Genomic DNA, 25,451 nt, shown 5'->3' on the forward strand with positions numbered 1-25,451 from the left:
AGCACGCCGTACCCAAGGGCCAAAACCGGCGTGGCAAAGATAAAAAACCGTGCGGACACCGCGCTGCCACAGGCCAGCACGGCGCAGGGGAGCAAACACACGGCAAACAGCGGACGCTGCACCAGCACCACCACACAGCCCGCCGCCGCCAAAACCAGCGCGCCCCAACTGCCCATCAGGGCCGCGCCCATGCCGCGCACGTCCACGCCGCCAAGCTCCTGCACCGAGCGCGTCACCGAGGCAAACCCCGCCCCCTCGCGCCCAAGAACAAGGCGCACATGCTCAGCCACGCGCACCAGCACATCCGGCCCGGACGACACCACCCCAGCCACATACAGCGCCACAAACCCAGCGCAGGCGGTGACCGCGGCGGCCAGCGTCAGCTTGACGCCGCGCTCAAAGCTGTGCGCCGGATGCGGAAAGGTCAGCGCGTAGGCCACAACCACCAGCGCCAGCACCGACGGCCACGCTTCCCACCACAGGGCCAGCACCACCGCATCACACACCAGCGCGGCGGCCCAGCCCCAGCGCCCGCGTCCGGGCGTTGTCACGAAACCATGCAGAAAGAGCCCCGCGCCAAGGACAAGGGCCGGATTCAGGCAGTCCGTATCAAAGAACCCCGGCCCGGCGCGAATCATCCAAAACCCTGCCGCAAAGCTGGCAAAGGACGCCACAAGGCCTATCCATAGGTTCCCCAGCATGCCCCCCGCGCCCATCAGCGCCGCAACGAGAGAAACGCCAAGCACTGCGGGCATCCAGTAGGCGACGGTCTCCCACGACGCGCCGCTTGCGCGCTGCACCAGCGCGGCGGCGTCCGCCAAAAGCGGCGGCGGAGATGGGCGGCGCACGCCGCGGAGTGCATCCACCGGGGCATAGCGCCCTTCGGCGCGCTCCCGCGCAAGGCGCAAAAAATAGTAGCCGTCCAAATTGCGCAAAAGCGGGCGGCCCTGCTCCACGTAGTTGGCGCTATCGTTCGCCATGCGCCAATGCTGGGCGTAGCCCACGGCAAGCGCGTACACGGCCAAAACCGCGCACCCAAGGAGCAGAAGAGGACGGCTCTCGTCGTTCACGGCGCCCTGCCGCGTCAGAATTCCTGCTTCACCCGCCATACGCCTCCAAACCGGGAGTCATACGCCAGCGGCTGAAAGCCCCGCGTTCTGTCCGGGGCCGCCAACAGCAGGCGGTAGAGGGTGCTCTCCAACATGGCGCCATCCACCAACACAAAATGAGGCAGCGCCTCAAGGTCCACCAGCGCAGGCGCGCCCGCCGCGTCATAGCGCCGCACACCAACGCCCCGCCGCCCGGCATGCACCACGGCGGAAAGCTCACTGCTCACGTCCAGCCCGCTCACGCGCCCACTGGCCGCCAGCACCTGATGCCCGTCCTTGGACAGTTGCGTAAACCGGGCCTTTTCCCCCGCGCCCCCGGCGACGTCCCACGTGCCGAAATAGCCAATCCACGGCGTGCGTTCGAGGATGCTCATGGGCAGATAGACCACCACATCCGCCGCCGGGAACAGATAGTCGCGCATGGCGGCGTCATCCGGCAGGCCGGAGGCGGCAAGCACGGCGCCAACGTCGGCGTCCTGCGCAAAGACCTCGCGCAGCAGGGCCACGGCGCGCGCCGGCGTGCCCACGCGGCCCTCCAAGGTCCCCAGCGCGCCCGGACCATGCGCCGTGAAAAAGCGCATCACCCGCGCCGCGCGCACCGGGTCGCGGTCCATGAGCGCCCACCCGGCGGTAAAGGTCCGCAGCGGGTCCTGACTGCCACCGTCAAAATACACGGGGCGCTGTGAAAAATACCGCAGCATGTAGCCATAGTCCCACCACGACCACACCACCGCCGAGCGCGGCGACGCCTTGGCGATAAACGACGCCAGCACGGCCTCTGGCCCGGCAAACACTGGCGGCGAGGCGCTCCGCATAGCCACGGAAACCGGCCCGGCGGCAACCGCCACGGCAAGGGCGAGCGAGGCCGCCTGCGCCGCACGCTGAAACCGCCCGGCCCCGCGCGCGGCCTGCCACGCCTCGGCCACAAGGGCCCCGCACCCCAGCCCAACAAGGGGCGCAACAAACAGCATAAACCGCGCGGACACGGCGGATATGGCGGCAAGGCCCACCACAGGCAGCAAGAACAAACACGCGCCGCCGCGCCGCCACACAGCGCACCCCAGCCCAAGAATGCCCGCGGCCACAGTCAGCCAGCCGCCACCGGCGTAGGTCACAAACTCCCCAAGCTCCGGCGGCTTCAACTCGCCAATGGAGACGGACACGGCGGGATACACGCCGCCCTCCTGCCGCATGACCAACCGAATATGGTTCACCGCATCCTCAAGGAAGCGCACCAGCCACTGGGGAAACGGCTCCAGCCCCCACACCGCCAGCGTCAGGGCCACAACAGCCACACCGCCGCCAATGGCCAGCTTCACCGCGCGCTCCCCGCGCGTCGGCGTCCACGGGAGGGACGCGGCATAGGTCACGGCCAGCAGGCCGACACACGCCGCCGTCCCGGCGCGCCACCACCAGCCAAACAGCGCCAGCACCACGCCAAGTGCGGCCAGCCACACCACGCGCCGCCGCCCGGTGCTGCGCACAAAACGCTGCAACAGCCAACTGCCAAAGAGCACAAAAAACACATTCAGGCAGTCCGTATCCACATAGCCAACGCCGGCGCGCACATGCCAATACGGCACGCTCATGCCCACCACTGCCGCCACCAGCGCGGCAAAAATATTTCGCGTAAGAGCCCGGCCCCACAGCACCAGCGCAGCGCCGGTCAGCACGCCGCACAGCGGCGGCACTATACTGGCTACAAGCGCCAGCGGCGCGCCAGTCACCCGCGCGCCATAAGCCGTCAGCACAGAAACCAACGGCTCGCCAAGGGCCGGAGCGCCCTGCAGCACTGCCCGCGCCCGCTCCAGATAAAAATAGCCGTCCGTGGCGTGCAACAGCGGCGCGCCCTCAAAGCGAAACAGCGCATGCGTGCTCAAAAACAGCCAGTCGTCTACATACCCGGCAATGCCTAGAATAATGGCAAGCACGCAGGCCGCGGCCCACCACATGCGCCGCGCCCCCGGCGACCCTCTCCTCATGCCTCCTCCTCTGCGCGCTGAACCCATTCCCGCCCAAGCGCCTCGTGGTACACATCGTCCATGGCCTTTTGCACCGCCACAATGTGGAACTGCTCCACAAAGCGCTTCCGCGCCCGCTCGCCCATCCGCTGCCGCTCCTCGGGGTGGGCCATCATCCAGCGCAGCGCTTCGGACAGCGCGGCCGGATCGCCGGGCGGCACCACCAGCCCTGTTTCGCCATGCTTGTTCACCCAGTTCACACCGGAACCGGGAATGGCTGTCGTCACCAGCGGACGGGCGTGGGCCATGGCCTCCAAAAGCACCACCCCAAAGGCCTCGGTCCGCTCAATGGACGGCAGACAAAACACGTCGCACATGGCAAAGAGCTTGCGCAGTTCCACCTCGTCCACGTGTCCGGGGGCGGAGACCCGGCACGGCACGTCATATTGCTCCACAAGGCGCGAGACGGCCTCGCGGCGCGGGCCGCTGCCTGCGATGACAAGGCGCGCCTCGGGCACGTCCACCATGGCGCGCACCAAATGCTCATAGCCTTTATAATAGGCAAATCGCCCTACGGAAAAAATCATGGGCCGCGGCTCCTCACCGGGCACGGTGCGCCCGGCATTTCCGGTGGGGCCAAGGGCCGCGCCCACACGCTCCGGCGACAGGCCAAGGGGCACCACGCGGCACTTGCGCCGCACGCCGCGCAGGGCGTCGCTGGAGTCCAAATACGGCTGGGACGTCGCCACCACCACATCCGCGCGGCGCAGGAGAGCGCGCTCAAAAATCCTATACAGCGGATACAGCACGCGCAGGCCCACATCAAAGCCGGAGGGGACAACATCGGCGTGCCAGTGCACCACCATGGGCCGCCCCTTCAGCCCCAGCAGCAGCCAAAAGGCCGAAACATTAGGCATATGCACATGCACCACGTCGGGCCGGATGCGGCGCAGGGTCCGCCACAAGGCCCAGCCAAATCCCGGTGCCACGGGCGCATAGACCAGCTGCCCATAGCTGCGCACCCGGCGCACGCGCACGCCGCGCTCCATGACCATCCGCCCCACTCCCGGCTCCTTGCCTGCGTGCACAAGCACCGTCACGTCATGGCCGGAGCGCGCCTGCTCCCGCGCGAGGTCCGCGACGAAGTTTTCAATGCCACCCGGACGCGGCGGATAATACTTGCCAATGTGCACAATGCGCATGACGTTCTACAATCCTTCATAAATGCGAACGTGGGGAAATCCTTCGTAAACAAGGCGGAGCGCCCCATCCAAACGCGGTGAATCCGGCCGGACAAGCAGCAGCTGCACCAGCATGCTGGCGTAGGTGGCGTCGTCCATCACATAGGCGCGGCTGGCCGGGACATTGATGACCAAATGCAGCTTCGCTTCCGGATAGGCGTGGAACTCGCGCCCCTCGCGCGTGAGTTGGTCCACGGTGGCAACGCGGAAGCGCCGTCCCTGCACCTCCACGGTGCCGGTATCAAAATCCACGGTAAACGCGTGGCGCAGGCTGCGGCACAGCCCATGCGTGCCGCTGGCGAGGACCGGGTCCCACGTGCCGAAATAGGTAATCCACGAGGCCAGCGCGAGGTTCTCCCACGTGACCACAAGATAGCGCGAGCCGTCCGCAGGCGGCACTGCGCCGGGCCGCGCGAGGTCCAGCATCATGGCGCGCACCTGCCGCGCGGTCATGTCATCCCAGCGCCGCCATGGCTCGTCATCCTCCAACGCGGAAAAGCGCATAATCTGCGCGGCCTGCTGCGCGGAGGGCGTCGTCAGCGCCTTGGCCAAGGGATACAAATAGCGTCCGGTATGGCGGCCCCCATCGGCAAAGGTCATCCGGCCGGAGTAGTACATGCTGGCGTAGCCATAGTCCCACCACGTCCAGACCATGCTGTCCTGCGGGGCAAACTCGCCAAGGGCCTTCAGCGCCTTGCCGTGGGGGGCGTCAATCACCGGGGAGACGCCAAGGGTGGAATACCCCCGCACCGCAGGGACATACACAACAATGCCAACGCACAGCGAGGCCGCAAGAGCCACGGCCCCAACCCCCCGGCGCCTGCCCATGCACTGCCGCGCCAACCACACCACTGCCACAGCCAGCCCAAGCGCCACCACAGGCCCGCCAAACATGGCAAACCGAGAGCCAAAGCGCACCGCCAAAAACGGCATAGCTGCAAGCGGCGCAAGAAACACCGCGCCCGGACGGGCGATGAGTACAAGAACGAACCCGCACAGCCCGGACACAACGTACCACGCACTGCCGCCAAGGCGCCCCAGCACTTCCATCGGGTCCACATTGCCCGCCTCAATGATGCTCTGCACCACATTCGGATAGGCCGGACCAGCCCCGCTGGACGAGGCGTTGTCTCCATGCTGGGCGGCGTCCCACACATCCACCGCGGAGGATTTGGCGTACAAGAGCAGTTTATCCGCCACGGACGCGCCAAGGCCGCGCACATCAGGCGCCAGCACCATGACCGCAACAAGGGCCAGCGTCAGGGGCAGGGACTTCGCCGCCGCCGCGCGCCGCCACCTTGGCGAGCTCCACAGCACGGCGGCCAGCCCCGCCCCGGTGACGGCGCCCCACACGCCAAAAAACGCCGTAACGCCAAGGAGCACCAATCCAAGGACCAGCCCCCGCCGCGCGCCGCGCCGCCCCACGAGCACAACAAGCGCAGCGGCCAGCAGATAGGCCATGGCGTAATAGTCGGGAATATTATGATGCCACTGCCCGCCGCAGGCGACAGCGGCAAGGCCAATGCCCACGGGCCATACAAGGATGCTGCGCGGACCGGGCGCATCTGCCGGGGCATCCCCGCCACGGCCACGCCGCAAAAGGTCACGGGGAGTGCGCAGCCACGGCCCCAGCCACAGGCACAGCAAAACGCCATGCAGCAGGGGAAAGAGCAGGGTCACCATGTCGGTATCGTAGTACCCGAGGCGGCTTCGCATGTAATAGCCCGGCGCAATGGTGGCGAGCATCCCCGCGCACAGCGCGGCCTCGGGCGCGCCAAGGGCTACGGCCCACAGGGCGGTGACCACGGCAACCAGCCCAGCGGCCACGGCAGGCGCCCAAAAGGCCACCGTCTCCATGGACGCCCCCGTAGCGGCGCAGACGCCCCGCGCCAGCCGCGCAAGGGGCGAACCGGTGCCCAGCCCCACGCCGCGCGCGCCAGCCAGCCACGCGTAGGCGTCATGCGTGGCAAGGATGCGCTCCCCATCCACGCGGTAGGCCTCGGAAGAATTCCACTTGGATACATCCATGGCCCGCACGCCAAAGGCCGCCGCAAACACGGCCACGGCGCACGCCACCAGCAGCATGCCCTTTATGTCCGCGCGCAACTGAGCCTCCTGCGGAAATCCATCAGAACCTTGCCAATATTCGAGAAAACCATGTACTCTACCCTAGGCATAAGCAGTGTCTCACTCTCGGCAGAAGACGAAGCACACAATGCAGGCGAATCATCCAGACGATGGACAGACCTGAGCCTATCCATCATACGACGATGCATGGGGATTCTGTCAACAACTCTTCGAAATACATCAAAGAACGGGTCATTTTCATGCCAACATACCAGTACACCGCCGTGGACGCCGACAACAAAAAGGCCAAAGGCTACATTGAGGCGGACAGTTCCGCCCGCGCCATGACGCTCCTGCGGGACAAGGGGCTGACGCCGCTGAAATTCGCCCCGGTAGCGGACAACGCGGCGCCGCGGCGCGGGTCGCTTCTTTCGCGCCTTGTCCCGGCGGCGCGGGTACGGCTGTCGGAATCATTCTATTATCTGGGCATCCTCATCCAGAGCGGGCATTCCCTCGCGCGTGGGCTGGACCTTGTGGGCCGCATGGCAACGGGCAAAAGCTCGCGCATTTGGCTGGACATCCGCGACAAGGTGGAACAGGGCACGCCCTTTTCCAGCGCCTTAGAGGACTACCCCCGCCAGTTCCCGGCGGTGTATGTGGGCATGATTCGCGTGGCCGAGACCACAGGGCGCCTTGGCGCGGTGCTGGAACAGGTAGCCCGCAACGAGGAGCGCCGGGGCGAAGTGCAGGGCCGCCTTGCCACGGCCATGGCCTATCCCGGCGTCATCCTGTGTGTGGGGCTTGGCGCGGTGTGGTTTCTGCTGGCCAATGTCCTGCCCAAGATTTCGTCCATCTTTCAGGCCTCGGGCAATGACCTGCCCGCCACCACGGCGTTTTTGCTGAGCCTTGGGCGGATGATGGAGTCTCTTGGGGCGGCGGTTCTGCTGGTTCCCCTCGGCCTCGCGCTCCTGCTTATGGCGGCGTACCGGCGTTTCCCCGCCATGCGCCGCGTCATTTCACGGCAAACATGGCGCATCCCCGTGGTGCAAAAGTTTTTGCTGGCGCGCTTCTCGGGCCTGCTGGGGTTCCAGATTCAGGCGGGCATACCGCTGGTGCAGGCCATGGAAAGCTCCGCCCGCGCGGTGTCCTCGGCATTTTTGCAGGAAAAGATCATGGAGGCCCGGGCCGAAGTGGCGGCGGGACGCCCGCTGGACAAGGTGCTGGAGGCGCAGGGCATCTTCCCGGATGTGTACATCCTCACCCTTGCCTCGGGCCAGCGCACCGGCCAGCTTGGGCCCTTCCTCTCGCGCGTGACGGGCATCATGGAGCGCGAGGTGGACAACGTCCTGCGGCGCATCGTGGCGCTGGCGGAGCCGCTGCTCATCCTGTGTGTGGGCCTTGTCATCGCCTTTATTGTGGTCGCCATCCTTGAACCCATCTTCGACCTGACGACACTGGTCCGCTAGCGCTCCCCCCACAAACACCACCGCGCCCGCACCCTCCGGACAGCCAGAGGATGCGGGCGCGCCGCGCTTGGCGCCTCTGCGGCGTTATTGTGCGTCCTCGCCCTCTGGCGGCGGATGGTCCAGCGTCCGCCGAACAATGGTCGCCTCGCCGGGGCGTACTGTGTGCAGGCGCAAGCGCAAATAGGGCTGTCCCGTCACATCGCGGCTCACCGTGGTCACGACATAGCGCCCGGCAGACAGCGCCACATGCACGCTGCCGCGCTCCGGGTCACGCCGCAGTTTGGGATTTTCCAGCCGCCGGATGTCGCCGTCGGGCTTTATGACGGCCACGGCAAACTCGCGCCCGTAGGCCAGCGCGCTTTCATCAAGGGCGCGGCCACCGGCGGCAAAGCGGATTTCCAATTCGCCCCGCTCCTCGTACCACGCCTTGGCGCGGGCCTCGGCCGAGGCATCGCCAACGCCCGAGGCATGCTCCGGATACAGCGGCCGCCATGCATGCCCGTCGTGGAATTCCACCCACGGCAGGTCGCGGTCCACGCGTGCGGGCACGCCAAGACTCCGCAGGGCCGCCACGGCAAAGACCGCGCGCTCCGCCTCGCTGGTCACCAGGCCGGACGCGGCGTTTTGCATTGGCGTCAGTGGCGGGCCGAGCACCGTATCCCGCGCTACGGCAAGGGCCGCACTGCCCCGCGCCACACGCCGCGCCGCGCCAAGAACCGACACTCCGCCGGACCCAAAACGCTCCGCCAGCGACCGCCGCCAGTGCGAATGCGGCTCATCCGCCACACGGCCACTGAGGACATAATCCCGGAACAGGTCATCCATGGCAGGATGCCCCGCCCGCTGCCACGCATCACGCGCAAGGCGGGCCTCGGCTTCGGCCTCCTCGGGCCGCATGGCCACAAGGTCCTTGGGGCTCATCTGCTCAAGCGCCTCGCGCAGGGGGATATTGGGCTCACTGGCCGCCATGATGAGCGCGCGGAGCACCTCGTACCCGTCGCGCCCTGCGGCGCGGACCACCTCAAGGGCGGCCTCGCTGCCGGGCACACTACGCCGCTGCATCACGGCGGCAGAGATGCCCGCAAACGCGCCAAGCTCGCTCATGCGGCGGGTTTCGGCGGAGGTTGTGGCCTCCTTGCGCTGGGCCTTGATGCTCTCGTACATGCCGGAAAAGTGCTGTTCCACCTCCGCGTAGCGGGGAAAACGAACCCAGCGCCCGCCCTCGGGCACGCCGCCGCGCGCAAGGTCAAGGGTCACCTGCCCGGTCTCGTCCGGGGCAACCGACGTCCACGCATAGGCCACTTGCCCGCCGCGCCCCGCGCCAATAAGATAATCGCCGCCGCCAAGGGTGATGCGTCCCTCGCCGTCCTCATCCAGCGTTACCCGCGCTGCGCGCGTCAAGCCGCCGCCGTTCACCACAAAAATATACGCCGTGCCGCCGCCAAAGGGCGCATCGCCGCCCCGCACACGGATGAGCAGGTCTCCGGGCGGGGTGTATTCATGGGTGCGGTTATAGATGTCGCAGGAGCGCTTCCGCGCGTAGAGCGGCTCATCCGAGGGGCCGTGGCCGTAGGCCGGGGCCAGAACGATGGGCGCGGCAAGGGCGGGTTTCAGGAACCACCCAACGCCAAAGTCCGCGTCAATCTCCCCTGCGCCAAGGGGCCACCAGCCCCCGGCGGCCCACACCTCAACCCACATATGGTTGCCGTCATCATGCCGCCATGCGGGCACAAGGCACGGACGCGCGGGAATGCTGAGCGACCGGCACGCCGCAACAAGCAGGGCCGAAAGCTCCTCGCACCGCCCGGCCCCACGCGCCAAGGTGTCCTGCACGCCTTGGTCGCGGCGCGAGGACGGCCCGTAGGCCGCACGGGTGAACACCCACTGGTTCAGGGACAGCGCGGCGCGGCGCATGTCGCCGCTGAGGACGCCAAGGGGAGCCAGCGCGCTGAAAAATTCCCGCCGGTACGGCTGAACAGGCTCCTGCGTGACGCGGTGGGGGACGACATAGCGCAAGAAGATATCCCACGGTACGGAGGGTCCCCACGGCATGGCGCGGCGGGCGATAAAGGCATAGTCCACGTGCTCGGCAAGGGCGGCCTCGTCCATGGTCATGGCGTCGGCAGGCGGCAGGTTGGCCACCAGAAACCACGCGGCGCGCCGCCGCCGGGAACCGGGTTCGTACCGGCTGAGAAACCGCCGCAGCTCCGGGGCATTCTCCCCGGCAACATCAAGGACGGCCCGGATGTTGTCCGCCACCTGCTTGGCCCCGGGGGCGTCGTCGGGTATCATGGCCTTTGGGGCACTACGCCCCGCACACCCTGCACAAACGCACAACACCAGCACCGCAAGGAGCCGCGCCGGATGCCCGAGACACTGCATCGTCGTCCTGCCCATTCCGCCCTCCTGTGGCTGCTGTGCGCCGCCACGTACTGGCTTGCCGTCACCCTCGGGCACGACACGGCAAGCACGCTGTACGGCCGCATCTTTTCCCTGTTTGGCCGTCCGGTCATGGAGGCCGCCCTCCATGCCGCAAGCCTTGCCTTCCTCGCCCTGCTTGTACTGGCCCGCCTGCGCATTGGCAGTGCGCCCCGCCGCCGCGAGGTTGGCGCATGGGCCATCCTGCTCGCCCTTGTGGCCCTTGCCGACGCGCTGCTGGTGGTCACCAACATTGAGCGCGTCCACTACCCGCAATACGCCCTGCTTGGCCTGCTGCTTATGCTGGCGTGCGAGGACGCCGTGGCGGCCATGCTGCTGGGCGCCTTGGCGGGGTGCGTGGACGAGGCCCTGCAGTACGCCCTGCTTCCACAGTACACCAAATACCTCGATAGCAACGACTGCATTTTGAATCTTCTTGGCGTGGCTCTGGGCGTGATGCTGTGGCGCTGGGCCAGCACCCGCCCGGCGCGCGCCAGCCAGCCCGCCCGCGCCGTGGGGGCCAGCCTGTGGGGCATCGTCCTGCTCACCGGCCTGTGGGCCGGACTGACGGACCGCTTCATTCCCTACGCCCAGCCCGGAAACGAGTATGCCGTGTTCCCCCTCATCGACGGAACACGGCATATGGTGTTGTCCTTTCTTCAGCCCGCGTCCTTTTGGACCGTGGCCGAATACGGCAGGCGCTATCACATTCTTTCCCCGGCGTGGGGGCTGGCCGCGTTTGCGGCGCTGCTTTTCGCCGTCACCGCGCTGGTGCGCGCGGCAACACGCCGCACTACAGACGCGTAACGCGCAGAACCTCCTCCACCGTGGTCCGGCCCTGCCGCACCAGTTCAAGGCCATGTTCCAGCATGGAGCGGTGCCCGCCAGCGCGCGCATACTCTTGAATGCGGTCCACACTGGCCTTGCTAAGAATCAGCCCGCGCAGACCTTCGTCCACGGGCAAAAGCTCAAAAATGCCATGGCGGCCCTTAAAGCCGGTCTGCATGCACGCCTCGCACCCCTGACTGACCTGCTGCTCCACAATATCCTTCCCGGCTTCGCCAAGCAGGCGCTTGGTTTCTTCCTCAATGGGGCGGGGCGCGGCGCACTCCGGGCAGTTGAGGCGCACCAGACGCTGGCCCATGGCAAGGGACACCGACGACGCCACAAGAAACGGCTCAATGCCCATCTCCAGCAGGCGCGTCACCGCGGTGGCTGCGTCGTTGGTGTGCAGGGTCGCCAGAACAAGATGCCCGGTCAGCGACGCCTGAATGGCGGTGCTGGCGGTTTCCTCGTCGCGAATCTCACCAACGAGGATGATGTCCGGGTCCTGCCGCAAAAAGGCGCGGATGGCTCCGGCAAAGGTCACGCCCGCCGCACGGTTCACCTGCACCTGATTCACGCCCTCAAGGTTGTATTCCACCGGGTCTTCCACGGTCATAATGTTGCTGGCCTCGCTGACCAGCTCCGACAGCGCGGCGTAGAGGGTGGTGGTTTTGCCGCTGCCCGTCGGGCCGGTGACCAGGACGATGCCGTGGGGCGCGCTCACCACCTGCCGGAACTGCACAAGGTCCTCCCCCTGCAACCCAAGGTCCGGCAGGGACAGGATGGTCTTGGACCGGTCCAGAATACGCAGCACCGCCTTTTCGCCCTTGAGGGTGGGCACGGTGGAGACGCGGATGTCCACGTCCTTGTGCCCCACCTTCACGCGGATGCGTCCGTCCTGCGGGGCGCGCGTTTCGGCCACGTCCATCTCGGCCATGACCTTGATGCGCGCCAGCACGGTGGATTGCAGCCGCCGGTCCAGCTGACGCACGGTGTGCAGCACACCGTCAAGGCGGAACCGGATAAGAAAGCGGCCCTCGCTGGCCTCCACGTGCACGTCCGATGCGCCCTGACTCACCGCCTGCTGGATGACCTTATTTACCAGCCGGACAATGGGCGCATCGTCGTGCCCCCAGCCAAGGAGTTCCTGACTGTCCGACGCGGCGTCAAGGTCGCCGTCCTCCTCGCTCTGCTCGCCCTCCTCCTCCCACAGGGACAGGGCTTCCTCCAGCGCCGGATAGAACGCTTCCTCCGCCACCACTTCGGTGCGCAGGCCCATGCCTAGCATCCAGCTGAGGTAGTCCGCCTGCACAAGGGCGCGGTCCTTGAGCACCCACACGGTCACGGCGTCCCCGTCCATGCCAACGGGCAAAAACTCGTTGCGCTGTGGGAAGGACAAATAGGCCTGCACCACGGTGTCGCTCAGGCTTTCCAGCCGGATGGACTGCTGGGGCATGGTCTACTGCTCCTCCATGATGGGTGTCTCGGTCAGCGGCTTTTCTCCCGCTTCGGGCGCGGGCGCGGGCTTGCCGCCCATGCCAAAGCTCTCAAGGCTCTCGTCCACGGAGTTGGGCGGAATCTCGTCCTCGTCGAGGTTGAATTCCTTGTTAATGGCATCCTGCACGCCCTGCGTCTGCTGGCGCGCCTCGTCCAGCTTGCGGCGGCTCAGCTCCATGGCGTCCTCGCGCGTGTGCACGATGTGGGCGGAGACAAAGAGCATCAGCGTCCGCTTCACGGCCGATGTGTTGCGGCTCTTAAACAGCCAGCCAAGGAGCGGCACCTCGGAGATGCCGGGCATGGCCTTTTGCCCACGGTCCAGGTCGTCCTGAATCAGGCCGCCGATGACCATGGTCGCGCCGTCCAGAAGCTGGACCGAGGTTTTGGTGTTGCGCTTGAGGGTAATGGGCAGACCATCCGTGGCGGAAATGGCCGTCACACGCGCCACCTCCTGATACAGGTCCAGATGGATGAGGCCATCCTCGGCGTTGATGTGCGGGGTGACCTGCAACTTCACGCCGATTTCCTTTTCGCGGTACTGGTTCTGGGTGGTGCCGCCGTCGGTAATGTTGCGCCCTTCCAGCACAAAGCGCTCCTCACCCACAAAGATTTCGGCCTCGGCATGGTCCATGGTCAGAATCTGCGGGGTGGAGAGGATGTTCACGCCCGTGGCTTCCTTCAAATAGGATACAAGCGCGCCAAGGGAGGGGTAGCGGACGCCGTCGTAGGTGACCACATCGCCCAATACGCCAAGGGTAAAGCCGCCGGGAAGCGCCGAAAAGTTCGGCCCCTCCGGGTCGCTCTCCAGCGTTGGGGCTTGGAAGGGAATCAGCGAACTGTCGCCGGTCTTGGGGTTGTCAATAAAGCCAATGCTGGCCCCAACGTTGCTGCCGCCGCCACCAGCCAGCCATTCCACGCCAAAGGACTGCGCGTTCTCAAGGCTGGTCTCCAAGATGAGCGCCTCCACAAACACCTGATCCAGCGGCCGGTCCAGCTCCTCCACGATGGCGTCCACCCGCGCGAGGAAATCCGGATCGCCCAGCACCACCAGCGTGTTGGTATCCACATCCGACGACACAAGGAAGGAGTCCTCCTTTTCCTTGCCCGCCACGACGGAGGTTTTGGTTTTGGCGTCTTCACCGCCCGCGCCAGCAGGCGAGGCGGATTCATCAAGGCGCTCGCCAAGGGACGAGAGCACATCGGCCACGGTGTTGGCCTTGGCATTGCGCAGGCGGTAAATTTTGTAATTGGACGTGACGTCCTCGCCGGTATCGAGGCGCTGAAGCAAGGCCTTCACCTCATCCACCTGCGCGGGCAGTCCGGCAATGAGCACGCTGTTGGACCAGCCAAGAACATAGGACAGCGGCTCGTCGCCGCCAAAGCCCTTGGCCTTGAGGTCGCCATAGAATTTGGCAATCACACGCTGGGCGTCCGTGGCCTTGACCTTTTCCAGCGGGACAATGTCGTGCTTCCAGTCCGGACGCGTCAGGGGGACGGAGTCCAGCACTTCCACAATGCGCCGCACCATAAGGCGCTTGTCGCTGATGAGCAGGGCGCGCGCCTGCGGGACGGGCAGCGCCGCGCCGTAGCCGGGGCTGACCATACCGGCCACCAGTTCGCTGGCGGACTTGGGCTCCAGCCCGCCCTCAAGGCGGTAGAACACGGTGATGCGCTCGTCGTCGCCGCCGGGGCTGATGCTGGGATAGAGCGTGTCGCCAATCTCCTTCACCTGCCCGCGCCGGACGATGTAGTGCACGTCGTCCTTGATGACCACATCATACCCCACCAGCAGCAGCATATGCCGCAGAATGGTCATCAGCTCGGACTCCGTGACCGGCTCCTTGGAATAGATGCTCACACGCTGGGCGGGGATGCCCTCGTCGTAGACAAAGTTCTTGCCCGTGTAGTTGGCCACAAACTTGACGAGGTCCCCAATGAGGATGTTGTCCAGATTGGCCTGCACGTCCGCGCCATCCTGCGCGGCGGCCGCGCCGCACAAGGTCAGCACCAGCGCCGCGCACACCACGGCATTCCGCATCAGCTTGAGCATCACGTTTCCCCCTGTTCTTCCGCGATGTTGATTCTACCCTGCTTCCGTCTAGTCGATGTTCAAGAGAAAGGTCTTCACATCCTTGCCGCGCTGCACATCCACCGTCACGGTGGTGCCGGGCTTCATGTCCTTGTAGGCCATCAGGAGCTTGTGCGGGCCGTCCATGCGCCTGCCGTTGATGCGGATGAGGACGTCGTTATCCACCAGCCCAATGGTGCTGAGGATGGAGTCCTTTTTGATGTCCCGCAGCCGGAAGCCAATCACTTTGCCCCCCTCGCGGAAGGGCTTGAAATTGGCGTGGTTGAGCATCTGTGTGGGGTCCTTGAGGTACGGGGCGATCTTTTTGCCGTCGAGGTTCACGGCCACGGACTTTTCCACCGTTACCGGCGCGGGCAGGTTTTTCTGGTCGCGCAGCTCCACGCGCTGTGTGTCGCCCCCGCGCGTCCACACCACGGCCTGCGGCTCCACGCTGATCAGCTTCCAGCCCTGCTCGTTTTGCCCGGCGGACAGGGTCTTAAACTCCTGCCCCACCATGAACAGCCCATACGAGGGCTTGCCCAGCACGGTCCCAAGCAGCCGCCACGACGCGGGGTTGACCTTGGGCGCGGCCTGCTTGGGCGCGGCGGCCTTGGGCGCCGGCGTTGCCAGACCAAGGATATTGCGGTCGCGAATGTCCTTGATAAGCCTGTTCTGCTCCGCCGCGGAAGCAGGCACCGCCTCCGGCGCATCGGGCCGCGGCGGCACGGACACGGGCACAGCCCACCCGCTGACTGCATAGGCAGCGGCCAAACCAACAACAATAGGCCATATCCATTTCAACATATTGAATTTCATCGTCGTTATGCTATACACCTGTAATGTAGAGGTTTCCCCATCATTACTCGGTATAAGCGATTTCACCCTCTACTACAATACGTTTCCCAAATCATTGCACAAGGCGAGCGCTTTTCACCCAGCAGATAACGGCCTGTCACGGGCCTTTGAGGGAAAATGACCAAATCAGGCACCCAAACGCCCTCCCGCAGATTCACCCGCGCCCTGCTCCGGCAGTGGTCCTCCACATGGCGGGGGCTTGTGTCGCCGGGGTACCTTGCGCTGGTGCTTGCCGGGGGTGTGGCCTACGCCCTGCCCCGGCCCGCAGCGGCCCTGCCCCTTGGCATGCTGCTGCTCAAGGCCTGCGCCGAGGAAGCCGCCTTCCGCTTTGGCCTGCAGGAGACCGTGCACCGGCTTGTCTCGGACCGAACCTTCGGCCCCGTGAGCGTCGCCAATCTTGCGGCGTCGGCCACATTCAGCGCCATGCACCTTGTGTCCCACAGTCCGCCGTGGGCGCTGGCAACCTTTGTCCCGTCCCTTGCCTTCGGCCTTGTGTGGGACCGCCACCGCAGCCTGCCGCTGTGCGTGCTGCTGCACCTTGTCTACAACGCCCTCTATTTCCACCGCCCCCTGCTGGGCGCAGGCTAGACGGACGGCCATGGCCGCCCGCTCTCGCCAAGGAGTCACCATGCACCTGCCACACCGCCCGCACCGTCCCCGCCCCGGCAGCCGCCTTGTCCCTGCCGTGCTGGGCCTTGCTCTTGCCGCCCTTGTCTGCGCCTGCGCGCCGCGCACCACCCCGCAGGACACCGCACCAACCGGCCCCGCCACGGTGCAGGACATCCTTGCCCAGCGCCTGACGCGCCAGCATACGCCCGTAGACTCCGTCTTTTCCCCGCCGGAGGACATCAGCCACCCGCGCCACGCCATACTGCTCTCGCGCCAACATCCGGACGTTGCCCTGCTGCGCGGCGTCACCTGCGCTATCGCCAAAGAAAACGGCGTGGCCGCCGGGTTTGAAAACGGCACCGTGACCATCCTTGGCGCAGAGGACTGCCGCACCGCCGCCTTGCCCGGACGCGGCCCTGTGGACCGCATCAGCTGGCAGCCGGGGTATCCGGCCCTTGCGGCAACGCAGGCGGGCTCGCGCGTGGTGCATGTGCTGGCGGTGGAGCGCTGCGCATGGGTGGGGGAACACCGCGTACGGGGGGATATTGAGCGCATCGCCATTTCGCCGCGCGGGGCGTGGCTGGCCGTGGTGGACGCCGCGCACAAGCTGTGGCTTGGGTCCTCCGTTGGCGTGCTGGACCATGTGGGCACCCTGCGCTTTAAGGTGCTGGCCTTCGCCTTTACCCCCGGCGAATCCGTACTTATGGCGGCGGACAGCGCGGGCTGGGTGACGCTGTGGACCACATCGCCCATGGCCTTTGGCGGACGCTTTTTAGTCCCGGGCGGACCATTTGCCGCCGCGCGCTTTGACGGCCGCGTACTGACCCTCACCCCAAAGGACGGACGCCCCGTGGGCTTTGATGTGGCAACGCGCACGCCCGTGCCCCCACAGCCAGACGACAGCCCCTTCACCCTTGCCGGGGGCGTGCTCACCTACACCGCCCCGGACAAGCGCTGGGTCAAGCGCGTTGCCTTCTCCCCGCCGCCCCTTACGGCGGCCATTGCACCGCAGGCGGAGCGCCTTCGCCTTGCGGACATGGACGGCGAAACCCGCGTGTACAGCCTGCGCACCGGGCGCGAAGCCACAGCCCCGGATGACGCCGCGTGGGAAAGCGCCGCCATCACCGCCACAGGCGAAATTTTGCACGGCGAGGAGCGCTACCGCGTGGCGGATCCCATCATGCAATCTTCCGGCAAGCTGTTGCTCTGCCGGTATATTGCGGGTATAGGATTCTATTTATGGTGGGTAAAATCCCCTTCCGTTGAGGGGGTCCCCGAAGCGCCGCCCGGCGCACTGCCCCTGCGGACATCCATCCGCACGGACACACGCCCCGGCGGCGTACCGCTTGCCAGCCCGCCAGCGTCAGAGGAGTCATCCACACGCGCCAGCGACAAGGAGTCCGCACCATGACACGCGCACGCACACCGCGCCGCACACGCGGCGGCTTCAGCCTCATTGAACTGATGGTCGTCATCGTCATCCTTGGCATCCTTGCCACGCTTCTTGTGCCCAAAATCATGGACCGTCCGGACGAGGCGCGCATCACCAAGGCGCGGCTGGACATCCAATCCATTGAAACCGCCCTCAAGCTCTACAAGCTGGACAACGGCCGCTACCCCACCACCGAGCAAGGCCTAAGCGTGCTGGCCGGGGATTATCTGGAAAACACCGGCCTGCCACACGACCCGTGGGGCAATGAATACATCTATCAAGCCCCCGGCCCCGGCGGCGCGGACTACGACATCGTCAGCCTTGGCGCGGACGGCAAGGAAGGCGGCACGGACACCGCCGCCGACATCAGCGCGCTGGACGAGGACGGCTGATGCCCTCGCCCGTGCGCCGCGCGCCGTCTGGCATGACGCTTATCGAAATCCTCGTGGTGATGGCGATTGTTGCCGTGGCGTGGGGCCTTGTGCTGCCGCGTCTGGACATCGGCGCGGCAGGCGATGAGACCGCCAAGCGCCTCAGCGCCCTGACCACCGCGCTGGACGCCGTGCGCGAAGAAGCCCTGCGCACCGGGCGCACACAGGCTGTGACCATCGCCATCGGCGAAACAATGCTGGTGTGGGAAGAAACGGAAATGGAACTGCCCGCCGCCGTCTCGCGCGCCAAGGTCAATGGCGAGAATCCGGGCGGACTGGCCTTTGCCTTCAACATTTACCCCAGCGGCGTCAGCGACGAGGTCCGCCTTGTCCTGCGCGACGGCAGCGCCCTGCGCCTTGATGCACTGGGGGACACCTTCGACTCCAACTCATGAGGACGCCCATGCCCCATGCCTCCCGCGCCGGGTTTTCCCTGCTTGAGGTGCTCATCGCCCTGATGGTGGCCGCCGTGCTGGCTGTTGGGCTGATGAGCGCGCAGGGGCATATTGTGCATCTTGCCGAGCGCGGGCGGGGCATATGGGACAACCTCAACATGACCACGCGCCTCATGGCCGAGGATTATCCGGACCGCCTCACCACCCCGTCCGCGGGTTTTGTGCCGGACTCGGAGCAGCCCGGCGGGGAGTGGCAGCTTGAGCGCACGGGCAGCATCGACGGCCTTGGGCGCTACGCCCTCACCACCAAAGTGCCCGACGCCACCCTGCGCTGGGAGTGGCTGCGCAACGAGCGCATCGCCGGGAGCGGACCATGACCGCGCGCCGCACGGGCTTCACCCTTGTGGAACTTTTGGTGGCGCTGGTAGTGGGCGCCATGGTCATGGGCATTGTGCTCGTCTCCGTGGACCGCACCATCCGCAACCACGCCGTGCTGGAGCGTCAGGGCGAAGCGCTCACGCGCATGGCGCGCCTGCGGCGGCTCTTGCACCGCGACTTCGTCAACGCCGATACCGACACCCTCACCTTCACCTCCGGCGCGCTGGAACTGCCCACCACCCACGCCCTTGGCATGGACGCCCCCTTCCGCGTGCTGGTGGAGTGGGACTTTTCCAGCGGCGGCATCATCCGGCGCGAAACCGTGGAAGACATGGACCTTGAGCGCGAGCTTACCGTCCTGCCCCGGTACAACGACTTTACGGCGGAACTCTACGACAGCGGCAAACGGCGCTGGCTCCCGGCGCGGACGCTTTTTTCCATGCAGTCTCCGGCCTTCACGGCCCTGCGCCTGACCCTGACCCCCCAAGGCGGCGAGGAGATCACCATCATTGAACGCCTGCCCGCCATGAAAACGCGGGAGGCCGCACCATGACGCCGCGCCCTGCGGGCCGCCGCGCCCCCCAGCGCGGGGCCGTGCTTATCCTTGTGCTGGTGTGCATGCTGGCGGTGGCGTCCCTCGTCCTTGGCGCGCTGGACCAGAGCTTTCGCCAAGCGCGCGAGCCAGCCCTGCTGGCCAAGGAATACCGCGCGGACATGCTGGCCGAGGCAGGCCTTGCCGCCGCAGTCCAGCGCATCCAAAACCGCGACACCCTCCCCGGAGCGGACGGTCCGCTGGACGACTGGGCCGAGACATGGTCCGGCCCGGGCATGACCGTGCACATCATCCCCTGCAACGCCTATATCGACCTTGGCTGGCTGCTCCCCGGAGAAACGGAATCCGAGCAGCAAACCACAACGGATGCCTCCAAACGCACGCAGCGCGCGGTAGAAGAACTCCTGCGTGATGCAAAGCTCCCCATCACCGCCGCGCAGTACCTTATGGATTGGATGGACAAGGACACAGACCGCGAAAGGTTGCACGGAAGTGAAAAATCAGCATATAGTTCAACAGGGAAGGACTACTTTCCGCGCAACGACGCCCTGCCGCGTCCTGAAGAGGCCCTGCTTGTGCGCGAGTGGGACGACGCTACCCCCAAATGGGTGCGGGAGCACTTCACCCTGTGGGGGGAAGACGAGGCGGCGCTGAACCTCAACTTCGCGCCGGAGGACGTTATCCGCGCCTTCCTGCCGGAGCTTGAGCCATATGTGCCAAGCCTCCTGCACTACCGCGAAAAGTTTGGCCTGCGCACTCCGGCGGACCTCATGCACGGCGACATCGGCGTGCCGCAGGAGGTTTTTTTGGAGGTGGACCAATACGTCACGGTGTCAGCAGGGGCCTACCGCGTGGTTATCGACGTGGACCGCCAAGGCTGGCACCAGCGCGTGCGGTGCATCGTCAACGTCAACGAGACGGAGTGGGAACTCGTCTGCGCCGATGTGTTGGAGAATTGGCTGGAGGACTAAGACGCGACCCGTACACAGGCTGGCCGCTCCACAGCGCGCCGCCCCTCACGCCCCGGAAACAGGTGGGATACAATGGCCGCAAAGCGCTTCTACGCCCTGCACTTCGATGGCGACACGGAACACTGGGAACAGTTCGACGGCGCGCGCCTCGCCCCGTGCGAGCCGCCCTCCGGCGCGCCGGACTTGCCCGTTGTCGCCCTCATTCCGGACGACCATATCTTTTTCTTTCATCCAGATGATATTTCGCTGACCAAGGCGAGGGCCATGCGCGCGGCGTGCCTGCTGCGTATGGAGCACCTCTTCCCCCAGCCGCAGGACGGGCAGGAACGCGGCCTTGTCCATGGCGGCGCGGGGGGCCTGCTTGGCTTTGTCACCGGGCCGGGGCTTGCCGCATTCTGGGAACGCCATGCCGAGTCCCTCGCCCACGCCACCCTTGTCTCCTCCAAATTTCTGCTTGGTTGGAACGTGGCGGCGCAGCGCAGCCTTGAGCGCTGGACCATGAGTAACGGCTCCAGCCCGCACATCCTCACCAAAGGCGGCATGGTGCACCGCACGCCGGACTCTGCGGAGCTGTCCCGCCGCATGGATGACGGGGACCAGCCCGCCGCCGTGGACTGGCGCGAGGCCCTCACCGAAGTGGGCACCCAGCCGCGCATGTGGTCGCGCCTGCGCCTGCCGCTCACGCGGTCCGGCTCCCGCGAGGGGATGCTGCGCCACGTCGCCATTGCCGCCGCGTGCATCACAGTGGCCGCCGTTCTGGCACTGTCCGTGAGTGTGCGGCAGTACCTGCACTACAGCGCGGAGGCCGAAACCCGCGAGGCCGCCCTGTCCGAGCTTTACGCCCGCGCCCTTGGCCCGGACCAAGGCCCGGCCCCCTACCGGCGGCTGGTGTCCCTGCACGCGCGCCTCAAGGGCGAGGACATCCCCGGGTTTGACGTCCTCAGCCTGCTTGGCACCCTCAGCGCCAAGGCGCCGCAGGGGCTGAAGGTGGACTCCCTGACGCTGGCCCCGGGCAAAGGCTCCCTGCGCGGCACCCTGCCAAACTACGACGCGGTGGAGCAGTACCTGAGCGCCCTCAAGGACGCCCCGGGCTACACCTTTACACTCCAACAGGCGACCACAGCCGAAGGCGGCGTCGTCTTTGGCATGAACGTCACGGTCACGAAGTAGGGGGAACCATGTCGCTCTTCGACCATCCCGCCGTACAACGCATCCTTGCCCACCCGGACAAGGCCGCCATGCTTGCCCTTGGGGCGTGGGCGGTTGTGCTTTTGCTGCTGTGGGGGGCGGTTTCCGGCGCGGCGCAGACCGCACTGGCCCGCATTGAGGACACGGACAAGCGCTTTGCCCGCGCGGCCCCCCTTGTGCGCGAGGTCCTCTACATGCAGGCCCAGCGCGCGGAATTTGAATCCATGGAGCCGCTGGCCGCCGCCCGCAAGGTCACGCGTGACCTCAAGATGGACGACCGGCTGGCCGCCATCCGCCCCACTCCGGCGGCGGACGGCAACGACGGCATCCAAATGGTCTTTGAACGCCTGAACCTGCCGCAGACCCTGAACCTGCTCAAGAACCTGCGGGACCGGGTGGGGCTGAAGGTGGTGTCCTGTTCGCTCAATAAGCGCCTCGACAACCCCGCCCTCGCAGACATGCAACTCATCTTGGTGCGCTAAAGGAGCCCACACATGGCCGAAACAATTTTGCTGTCCGAAAGAAAACGCCGCCCCGCCCTGCGCGGAGCGGGTATTACGTTGCTCTTCATCGCCGCATTGGTGGCTGGGCTCGCCTTTTTTACCCCGTGGGACCGGGTGTGGTCCGGCGCGCTGCACTTAACCCTGTCGCGCATGGACCAAGTGGAAGCCAAGTGGAAAGGACTTGACGAGGCCAGCATGTTCCGCTTCACCTTGTCGGACCTTATGGGCATGACGCCGCGCATGCGCTTTGCCGCGGACGCCGTCAGCGCCAGCGTCAGCACCACGCCGCTCACGGCCACCAACGTGACCCTCGACCTTGGGCACACCACGGTGCGCATTGACGAAGCGCGGCTGGAGGTTGGGCTTGCGCCCCTTGTCCGGCTGACCATCAGCACCGGCCCGGAACTCACGGCGGAGCTGTATGAAGGGAAAAAGCTCCTCGTCACCGGCTCCGCCAAAGCGGAAAAGCTGCTGTCCGGCCGCCACTTCAGCGGCGAGGTGGACCTGCTGGCGGACTGCCAATGGCAGGACGGATGGACGCGCTACCCGAGCACCGGCAATGTGGACATCTACGCCGACGAGTTGCAGCTGCCAAACGGCGTTATGGCCAGCAAAGTCCGGCTGGACATGGACCTGCGCGGCGAGCAAGGCATCATCCGCACCCTGTCCGCCGCGGGTCCGCTGCCCATGGCTGCACAGGGCACCGTGGAATTCCGCAAGAACCTTTTCTTCTCGCGCGTGGCTCTTAATGGCACCATCGGCTCCGGCGAAGGCCGCATCCCATTCGCCCGTGAAAACAGGCTGACCCGACTTCTGAACTGACGCGAACCCGGACCGGAAACATGATACTGCCCGACTTCACCTTCCCCGCCGCGGCAACGGCGCTGGGACTGGCCCTTGGTGTTCCCGCCGCCACCGCTGTGCGGCGCTATCTGACCACCCTCCCCGATGACGAATACGACGCCCCGCACCGCCGCCTTGCCCTGCTCACCGGGCTGGTCATGGCCGCAGCCAGCCTCATGCTGGCCCTGCGCTACGGTCCGGGGGCGGAATTCACCGTGTACTTCGCCTTTACCGCCGTGCTTGCCACGGCCAGCTTCATCGACCTCTACAGCTTCATCCTGCCGGACGCCGTCACCCTGCCCTGCGCCGTGGCCGCCCCGGTGGCCGCCATTGTCCTGCTGGATATGCCCGTGGTGGAATGCGTGGGCGGAGCAGTGGCCGGAAGCGGCCTGTTCTGGCTCCTGCAGCTCATCTACAGGCACGTGCGCGGCGTAGAGGGCCTTGGTTCCGGCGACATCAAACTCATGGTCTGCCTTGGCGCCCTCACAGGGCTGACGCTATTGCCCCTGACCATTTTGCTCTCCTGCTTTGCCGCCCTTGCCGCGGCCCTCGCCATCCGCCTGCGCGGCTCCGCCGTGGGGATGCAGACCGCCCTGCCCTTTGGGCCGTTTCTGTGCCTTGGGGCGCTGCTGGCCCTCACCGCAGGCCACCGCATCATGGCTTGGTACCTCGGCGCGGTGCTCTAACCCCCACGCAAAAAAGCGGAGCGCCCAGCCGGGGCACTCCGCCGTCGCGCGGCGCACAGGCGCCGCGCGGTGAACATCCTTCGCGCCCTACTGCGGCGCGCCGCACCCTGCTGGCGCGCCCTGCCATTCGTCCACCAGCATCAAACGCAGGCCGACATTGCCGGGACCAAGGTCATGGGTACCGTAGCCTGTGCCCGTAGCCGTCACCACGCCTTCCGGACCGCTGGCAAAATGGTCCGTCACGCTGTCCAGAATAAGCGCGCCCGTGGGGGTAATGATTTCCTGCCGGAACGCCGTGGGATACACGGGCTTGCCGCGCAAGAGTTCCAGCGTGGCCGGTGCGGGCAGGCCAAGTGTGCCGTGGGCGCACTGCACGCGCCCGGTAAACCACGGCAGGGGCGAGGACACAACCCGCGTCACGCCAAGCGCCTCCAGCGCGTAAAAGGCACCCACCACGTCCACAAGGGTGTCCACCGCGCCCACTTCATGAAAATGCACCTGATCCACTGGTATGCCGTGCACGGCGGCCTCCACCTCGGCCAGCCTGATAAAAGCCTGCGCCGCGCGCTCGCACACAGCGCCGCCAAGCTGCAAAAATGAGATGATGGCAATAATCTCAGACAAATGCCGCAGGGGCTGGTCCGCCCCGCCCTCAACGACAAGGCGCATGCCCACAAGACCTGTGGCGCGGGTTTCTTCCGCACGCACACGCGCGTCCACGCCCACCTCGCGCAGGGCCGTCTCCACCGGAGCAACATCCACCCCAAGGCCGGCCGAGGCGGCAAGGAACATGTCTCCGGCAATGCCGAAGCCGCAATCCATAAACAGTTCTGGCATATCCACTCCATAGGCGGGAGAGGGACCGGCCAAAGCCGGAGAATCCCCTTGAAATACCGCGCCCTCTGTGCAACGTTACATACTATCAGAAGCCGTGTCCTTCCGGGGCGGGGCGCACAGCGCGCCACGCGGCACGGCGTCGTCTTCTGCCACATAAGGAGAAAGCGCATGCTGGTCGGCAATTGGATGAGCACCGAACCCGTCACGGCCCCTCCGGATACCTCCATGATGCGCGCCGCCAAGCTCATGAAGGACAAAGGCGTGCGCAGTCTTTCCATCGTTGACGACGCAGGGCTGCTGCTTGGCATCGTCACCGACCGCGACATCAAGGAGGCCTCGCCCTCGCAGGCCACCACCCTTGATGTGCACGAGCTGTACTACCTGCTTTCCGAGATACGGGTCAAAGACATCATGACCGCCCGGCCGCGCCTTGTCACGGTTTCGCCCGAAGACTCCGTGGAAAAGGCCGCCGTTCTCCTCCAGCGCCACAAAATCGGCGGCGTGCCTGTGGTCACCGGCGGGGACAAGCTGGTGGGCATCCTCACCCAAACGGACGTTTTTGACGTACTCATCACCATCACCGGCGTCTTGCACGGGGGCTTTCAGTTTGGCATTGAACTGCCGGACCAGCCCGGAACCATGGCCGGTCTGGTGGAATTTCTGAACTCCCACCACGCCCGCATCATGAGCATCCTCACCGCTTACGAGCCCGTGGGCGCGCCAAACCGCCACGTTGTGGTGCGCATTCAGAACATGGACCCCACCGCGCAGACCACCATGCTGGACGAACTGGCGGAGCGCTACGCCGTCCTCTACATCCTGCGCGAGGACATCGAGCCCGCCCCGGATGACGGCGCCAGTCCACACCCTGCGTAGTCTGGCCCGCTTGCGCCTTTGCCCCTGCGTCATCCGCGGTGGCGGATTTGGTCCTTTCAGGCAGTGCGCCCTAATGCTTCCGCAATTTCTGCCGATAGGGTGAAATCTCGCGAGCATACCCGGCACTGCGCTGTCGACGCGGTATCTCTTTTGTACCGCACAGGGCCCCCATTTTGCCGATATATTGTGCGGGGAATATCTGCTAGAATCGTTGTAGACTACAATTCACTGCCAACCCCGCA

At 66.0% G+C, this 25,451-nt stretch carries 22 protein-coding genes and 1 pseudogene; 14 read left to right on the forward strand and 9 right to left on the reverse strand.

Annotated elements, in window-relative coordinates; translation table 11 throughout:
* From ACY69P_RS00530 to ACY69P_RS00545, 4 genes and pseudogenes are all read right to left on the reverse strand, one after another.
* Window positions 1-1,109, reverse strand: a pseudogene (locus ACY69P_RS00530) (hypothetical protein); the annotation flags it as partial.
* Window positions 1,085-3,091, reverse strand: coding sequence for an STT3 domain-containing protein (locus ACY69P_RS00535; RefSeq protein WP_462326209.1), 2,007 nt, complete (start codon window positions 3,089-3,091; stop codon window positions 1,085-1,087). The gene ACY69P_RS00535 and the pseudogene ACY69P_RS00530, both read right to left, overlap by 25 nt.
* Window positions 3,088-4,272 (reverse strand): glycosyltransferase, encoded by a 1,185-nt coding sequence (locus tag ACY69P_RS00540; protein WP_462326210.1) that lies wholly within the window; start codon window positions 4,270-4,272, stop codon window positions 3,088-3,090. Before ACY69P_RS00540 ends, ACY69P_RS00535 begins: the two co-directional genes overlap by 4 nt.
* A 6-nt stretch (window positions 4,273-4,278) precedes the next feature.
* Window positions 4,279-6,417: an STT3 domain-containing protein gene (locus tag ACY69P_RS00545; protein WP_462326211.1), complete on the reverse strand. Its 2,139-nt coding sequence runs from the start codon at window positions 6,415-6,417 to the stop codon at window positions 4,279-4,281.
* 221 nt (window positions 6,418-6,638) lie between these two features.
* On the opposite strand from ACY69P_RS00545, the gene ACY69P_RS00550 reads away from it, so the two are divergent.
* A complete protein-coding gene (locus tag ACY69P_RS00550) occupies window positions 6,639-7,844 on the forward strand; it encodes a type II secretion system F family protein (protein WP_462326212.1) in 1,206 nt (401 codons plus the stop codon).
* A gap of 84 nt (window positions 7,845-7,928) precedes the next feature.
* On the opposite strand, the gene ACY69P_RS00555 is transcribed toward ACY69P_RS00550, so the two are convergent.
* Window positions 7,929-10,241 carry a transglutaminase domain-containing protein gene (locus ACY69P_RS00555; protein WP_462326213.1) on the reverse strand — a complete coding sequence of 771 codons (2,313 nt, stop codon included), beginning with the start codon at window positions 10,239-10,241 and terminating at the stop codon, window positions 7,929-7,931.
* Here ACY69P_RS00555 and ACY69P_RS00560 point away from each other — a divergent pair.
* Window positions 10,209-11,069, forward strand: a complete 861-nt coding sequence (locus ACY69P_RS00560) for a VanZ family protein (protein WP_462326214.1) — start codon at window positions 10,209-10,211, stop codon at window positions 11,067-11,069. The two genes, ACY69P_RS00555 and ACY69P_RS00560, sit on opposite strands and share 33 nt — an antisense overlap.
* Here ACY69P_RS00560 and ACY69P_RS00565 read toward each other — a convergent pair.
* From ACY69P_RS00565 to ACY69P_RS00575, 3 genes are read right to left on the reverse strand one after another with little or no spacing between them, the layout of a single operon-like run.
* On the reverse strand, window positions 11,056-12,543 hold the full coding sequence (locus ACY69P_RS00565) for a GspE/PulE family protein (protein ID WP_462326215.1): 1,488 nt from the start codon (window positions 12,541-12,543) through the stop codon (window positions 11,056-11,058). The genes ACY69P_RS00560 and ACY69P_RS00565 overlap by 14 nt on opposite strands.
* 3 nt (window positions 12,544-12,546) lie before the next feature.
* Window positions 12,547-14,634 (reverse strand): secretin N-terminal domain-containing protein, encoded by a 2,088-nt coding sequence (locus tag ACY69P_RS00570; protein ID WP_462326233.1) that lies wholly within the window; start codon window positions 14,632-14,634, stop codon window positions 12,547-12,549.
* Between the two features lie 48 nt (window positions 14,635-14,682).
* The gene (locus tag ACY69P_RS00575; RefSeq protein WP_462326216.1) at window positions 14,683-15,456 is read right to left on the reverse strand and encodes a PDZ domain-containing protein; all 774 of its coding nucleotides are present in this window, start codon (window positions 15,454-15,456) and stop codon (window positions 14,683-14,685) included.
* Window positions 15,457-15,624: 168 nt separating this feature from the next.
* Here ACY69P_RS00575 and mrtJ point away from each other — a divergent pair, with 168 nt between their 5' ends.
* The 11 genes from mrtJ (at window position 15,625) to ACY69P_RS00630 (ending at window position 23,496) form a co-directional block, all read left to right on the forward strand.
* On the forward strand, window positions 15,625-16,095 hold the full coding sequence (gene mrtJ / locus ACY69P_RS00580) for a JDVT-CTERM system glutamic-type intramembrane protease MrtJ (protein WP_462326217.1): 471 nt from the start codon (window positions 15,625-15,627) through the stop codon (window positions 16,093-16,095).
* Between the two features lie 40 nt (window positions 16,096-16,135).
* The gene (locus tag ACY69P_RS00585; protein WP_462326218.1) at window positions 16,136-17,527 is read left to right on the forward strand and encodes a WD40 repeat domain-containing protein; all 1,392 of its coding nucleotides are present in this window, start codon (window positions 16,136-16,138) and stop codon (window positions 17,525-17,527) included.
* Entirely contained in the window at window positions 17,524-17,940 is a 417-nt protein-coding gene (gene gspG, locus ACY69P_RS00590; protein WP_462326219.1) for a type II secretion system major pseudopilin GspG, read from the forward strand. Before ACY69P_RS00585 ends, gspG begins: the two co-directional genes overlap by 4 nt.
* Window positions 17,940-18,374, forward strand: a complete 435-nt coding sequence (locus ACY69P_RS00595) for a pilus assembly FimT family protein (RefSeq protein ID WP_462326220.1) — start codon at window positions 17,940-17,942, stop codon at window positions 18,372-18,374. Before gspG ends, ACY69P_RS00595 begins: the two co-directional genes overlap by 1 nt.
* Before the next feature lie 8 nt (window positions 18,375-18,382).
* Window positions 18,383-18,751 carry a prepilin-type N-terminal cleavage/methylation domain-containing protein gene (locus tag ACY69P_RS00600; protein WP_462326221.1) on the forward strand — a complete coding sequence of 123 codons (369 nt, stop codon included), beginning with the start codon at window positions 18,383-18,385 and terminating at the stop codon, window positions 18,749-18,751.
* Complete coding sequence (locus tag ACY69P_RS00605) at window positions 18,748-19,305, forward strand: prepilin-type N-terminal cleavage/methylation domain-containing protein (RefSeq protein WP_459901024.1); 558 nt, start codon at window positions 18,748-18,750, stop codon at window positions 19,303-19,305. Before ACY69P_RS00600 ends, ACY69P_RS00605 begins: the two co-directional genes overlap by 4 nt.
* On the forward strand, window positions 19,302-20,276 hold the full coding sequence (locus tag ACY69P_RS00610; protein WP_462326222.1) for a type II secretion system minor pseudopilin: 975 nt from the start codon (window positions 19,302-19,304) through the stop codon (window positions 20,274-20,276). Before ACY69P_RS00605 ends, ACY69P_RS00610 begins: the two co-directional genes overlap by 4 nt.
* A gap of 72 nt (window positions 20,277-20,348) precedes the next feature.
* A complete protein-coding gene (locus ACY69P_RS00615; RefSeq protein ID WP_462326223.1) occupies window positions 20,349-21,446 on the forward strand; it encodes a hypothetical protein in 1,098 nt (365 codons plus the stop codon).
* An 8-nt stretch (window positions 21,447-21,454) separates the two neighbouring features.
* Window positions 21,455-21,946, forward strand: a complete 492-nt coding sequence (locus ACY69P_RS00620; RefSeq protein ID WP_404843440.1) for a hypothetical protein — start codon at window positions 21,455-21,457, stop codon at window positions 21,944-21,946.
* Window positions 21,947-21,958: 12 nt separating this feature from the next.
* Window positions 21,959-22,789 (forward strand): hypothetical protein, encoded by an 831-nt coding sequence (locus ACY69P_RS00625; protein ID WP_462326224.1) that lies wholly within the window; start codon window positions 21,959-21,961, stop codon window positions 22,787-22,789.
* A 20-nt stretch (window positions 22,790-22,809) separates the two neighbouring features.
* Window positions 22,810-23,496, forward strand: a complete 687-nt coding sequence (locus ACY69P_RS00630) for a prepilin peptidase (RefSeq protein WP_462326225.1) — start codon at window positions 22,810-22,812, stop codon at window positions 23,494-23,496.
* 87 nt (window positions 23,497-23,583) lie between these two features.
* On the opposite strand, the gene larC is transcribed toward ACY69P_RS00630, so the two are convergent.
* A complete protein-coding gene (gene larC / locus ACY69P_RS00635; protein WP_462326226.1) occupies window positions 23,584-24,333 on the reverse strand; it encodes a nickel pincer cofactor biosynthesis protein LarC in 750 nt (249 codons plus the stop codon).
* Between the two features lie 168 nt (window positions 24,334-24,501).
* On the opposite strand from larC, the gene ACY69P_RS00640 reads away from it, so the two are divergent.
* A complete protein-coding gene (locus tag ACY69P_RS00640) occupies window positions 24,502-25,209 on the forward strand; it encodes a CBS and ACT domain-containing protein (RefSeq protein WP_462326227.1) in 708 nt (235 codons plus the stop codon).
* Window positions 25,210-25,451: the final 242 nt, after the last annotated feature.

This window comes from Desulfobaculum sp. (assembly GCF_054921475.1).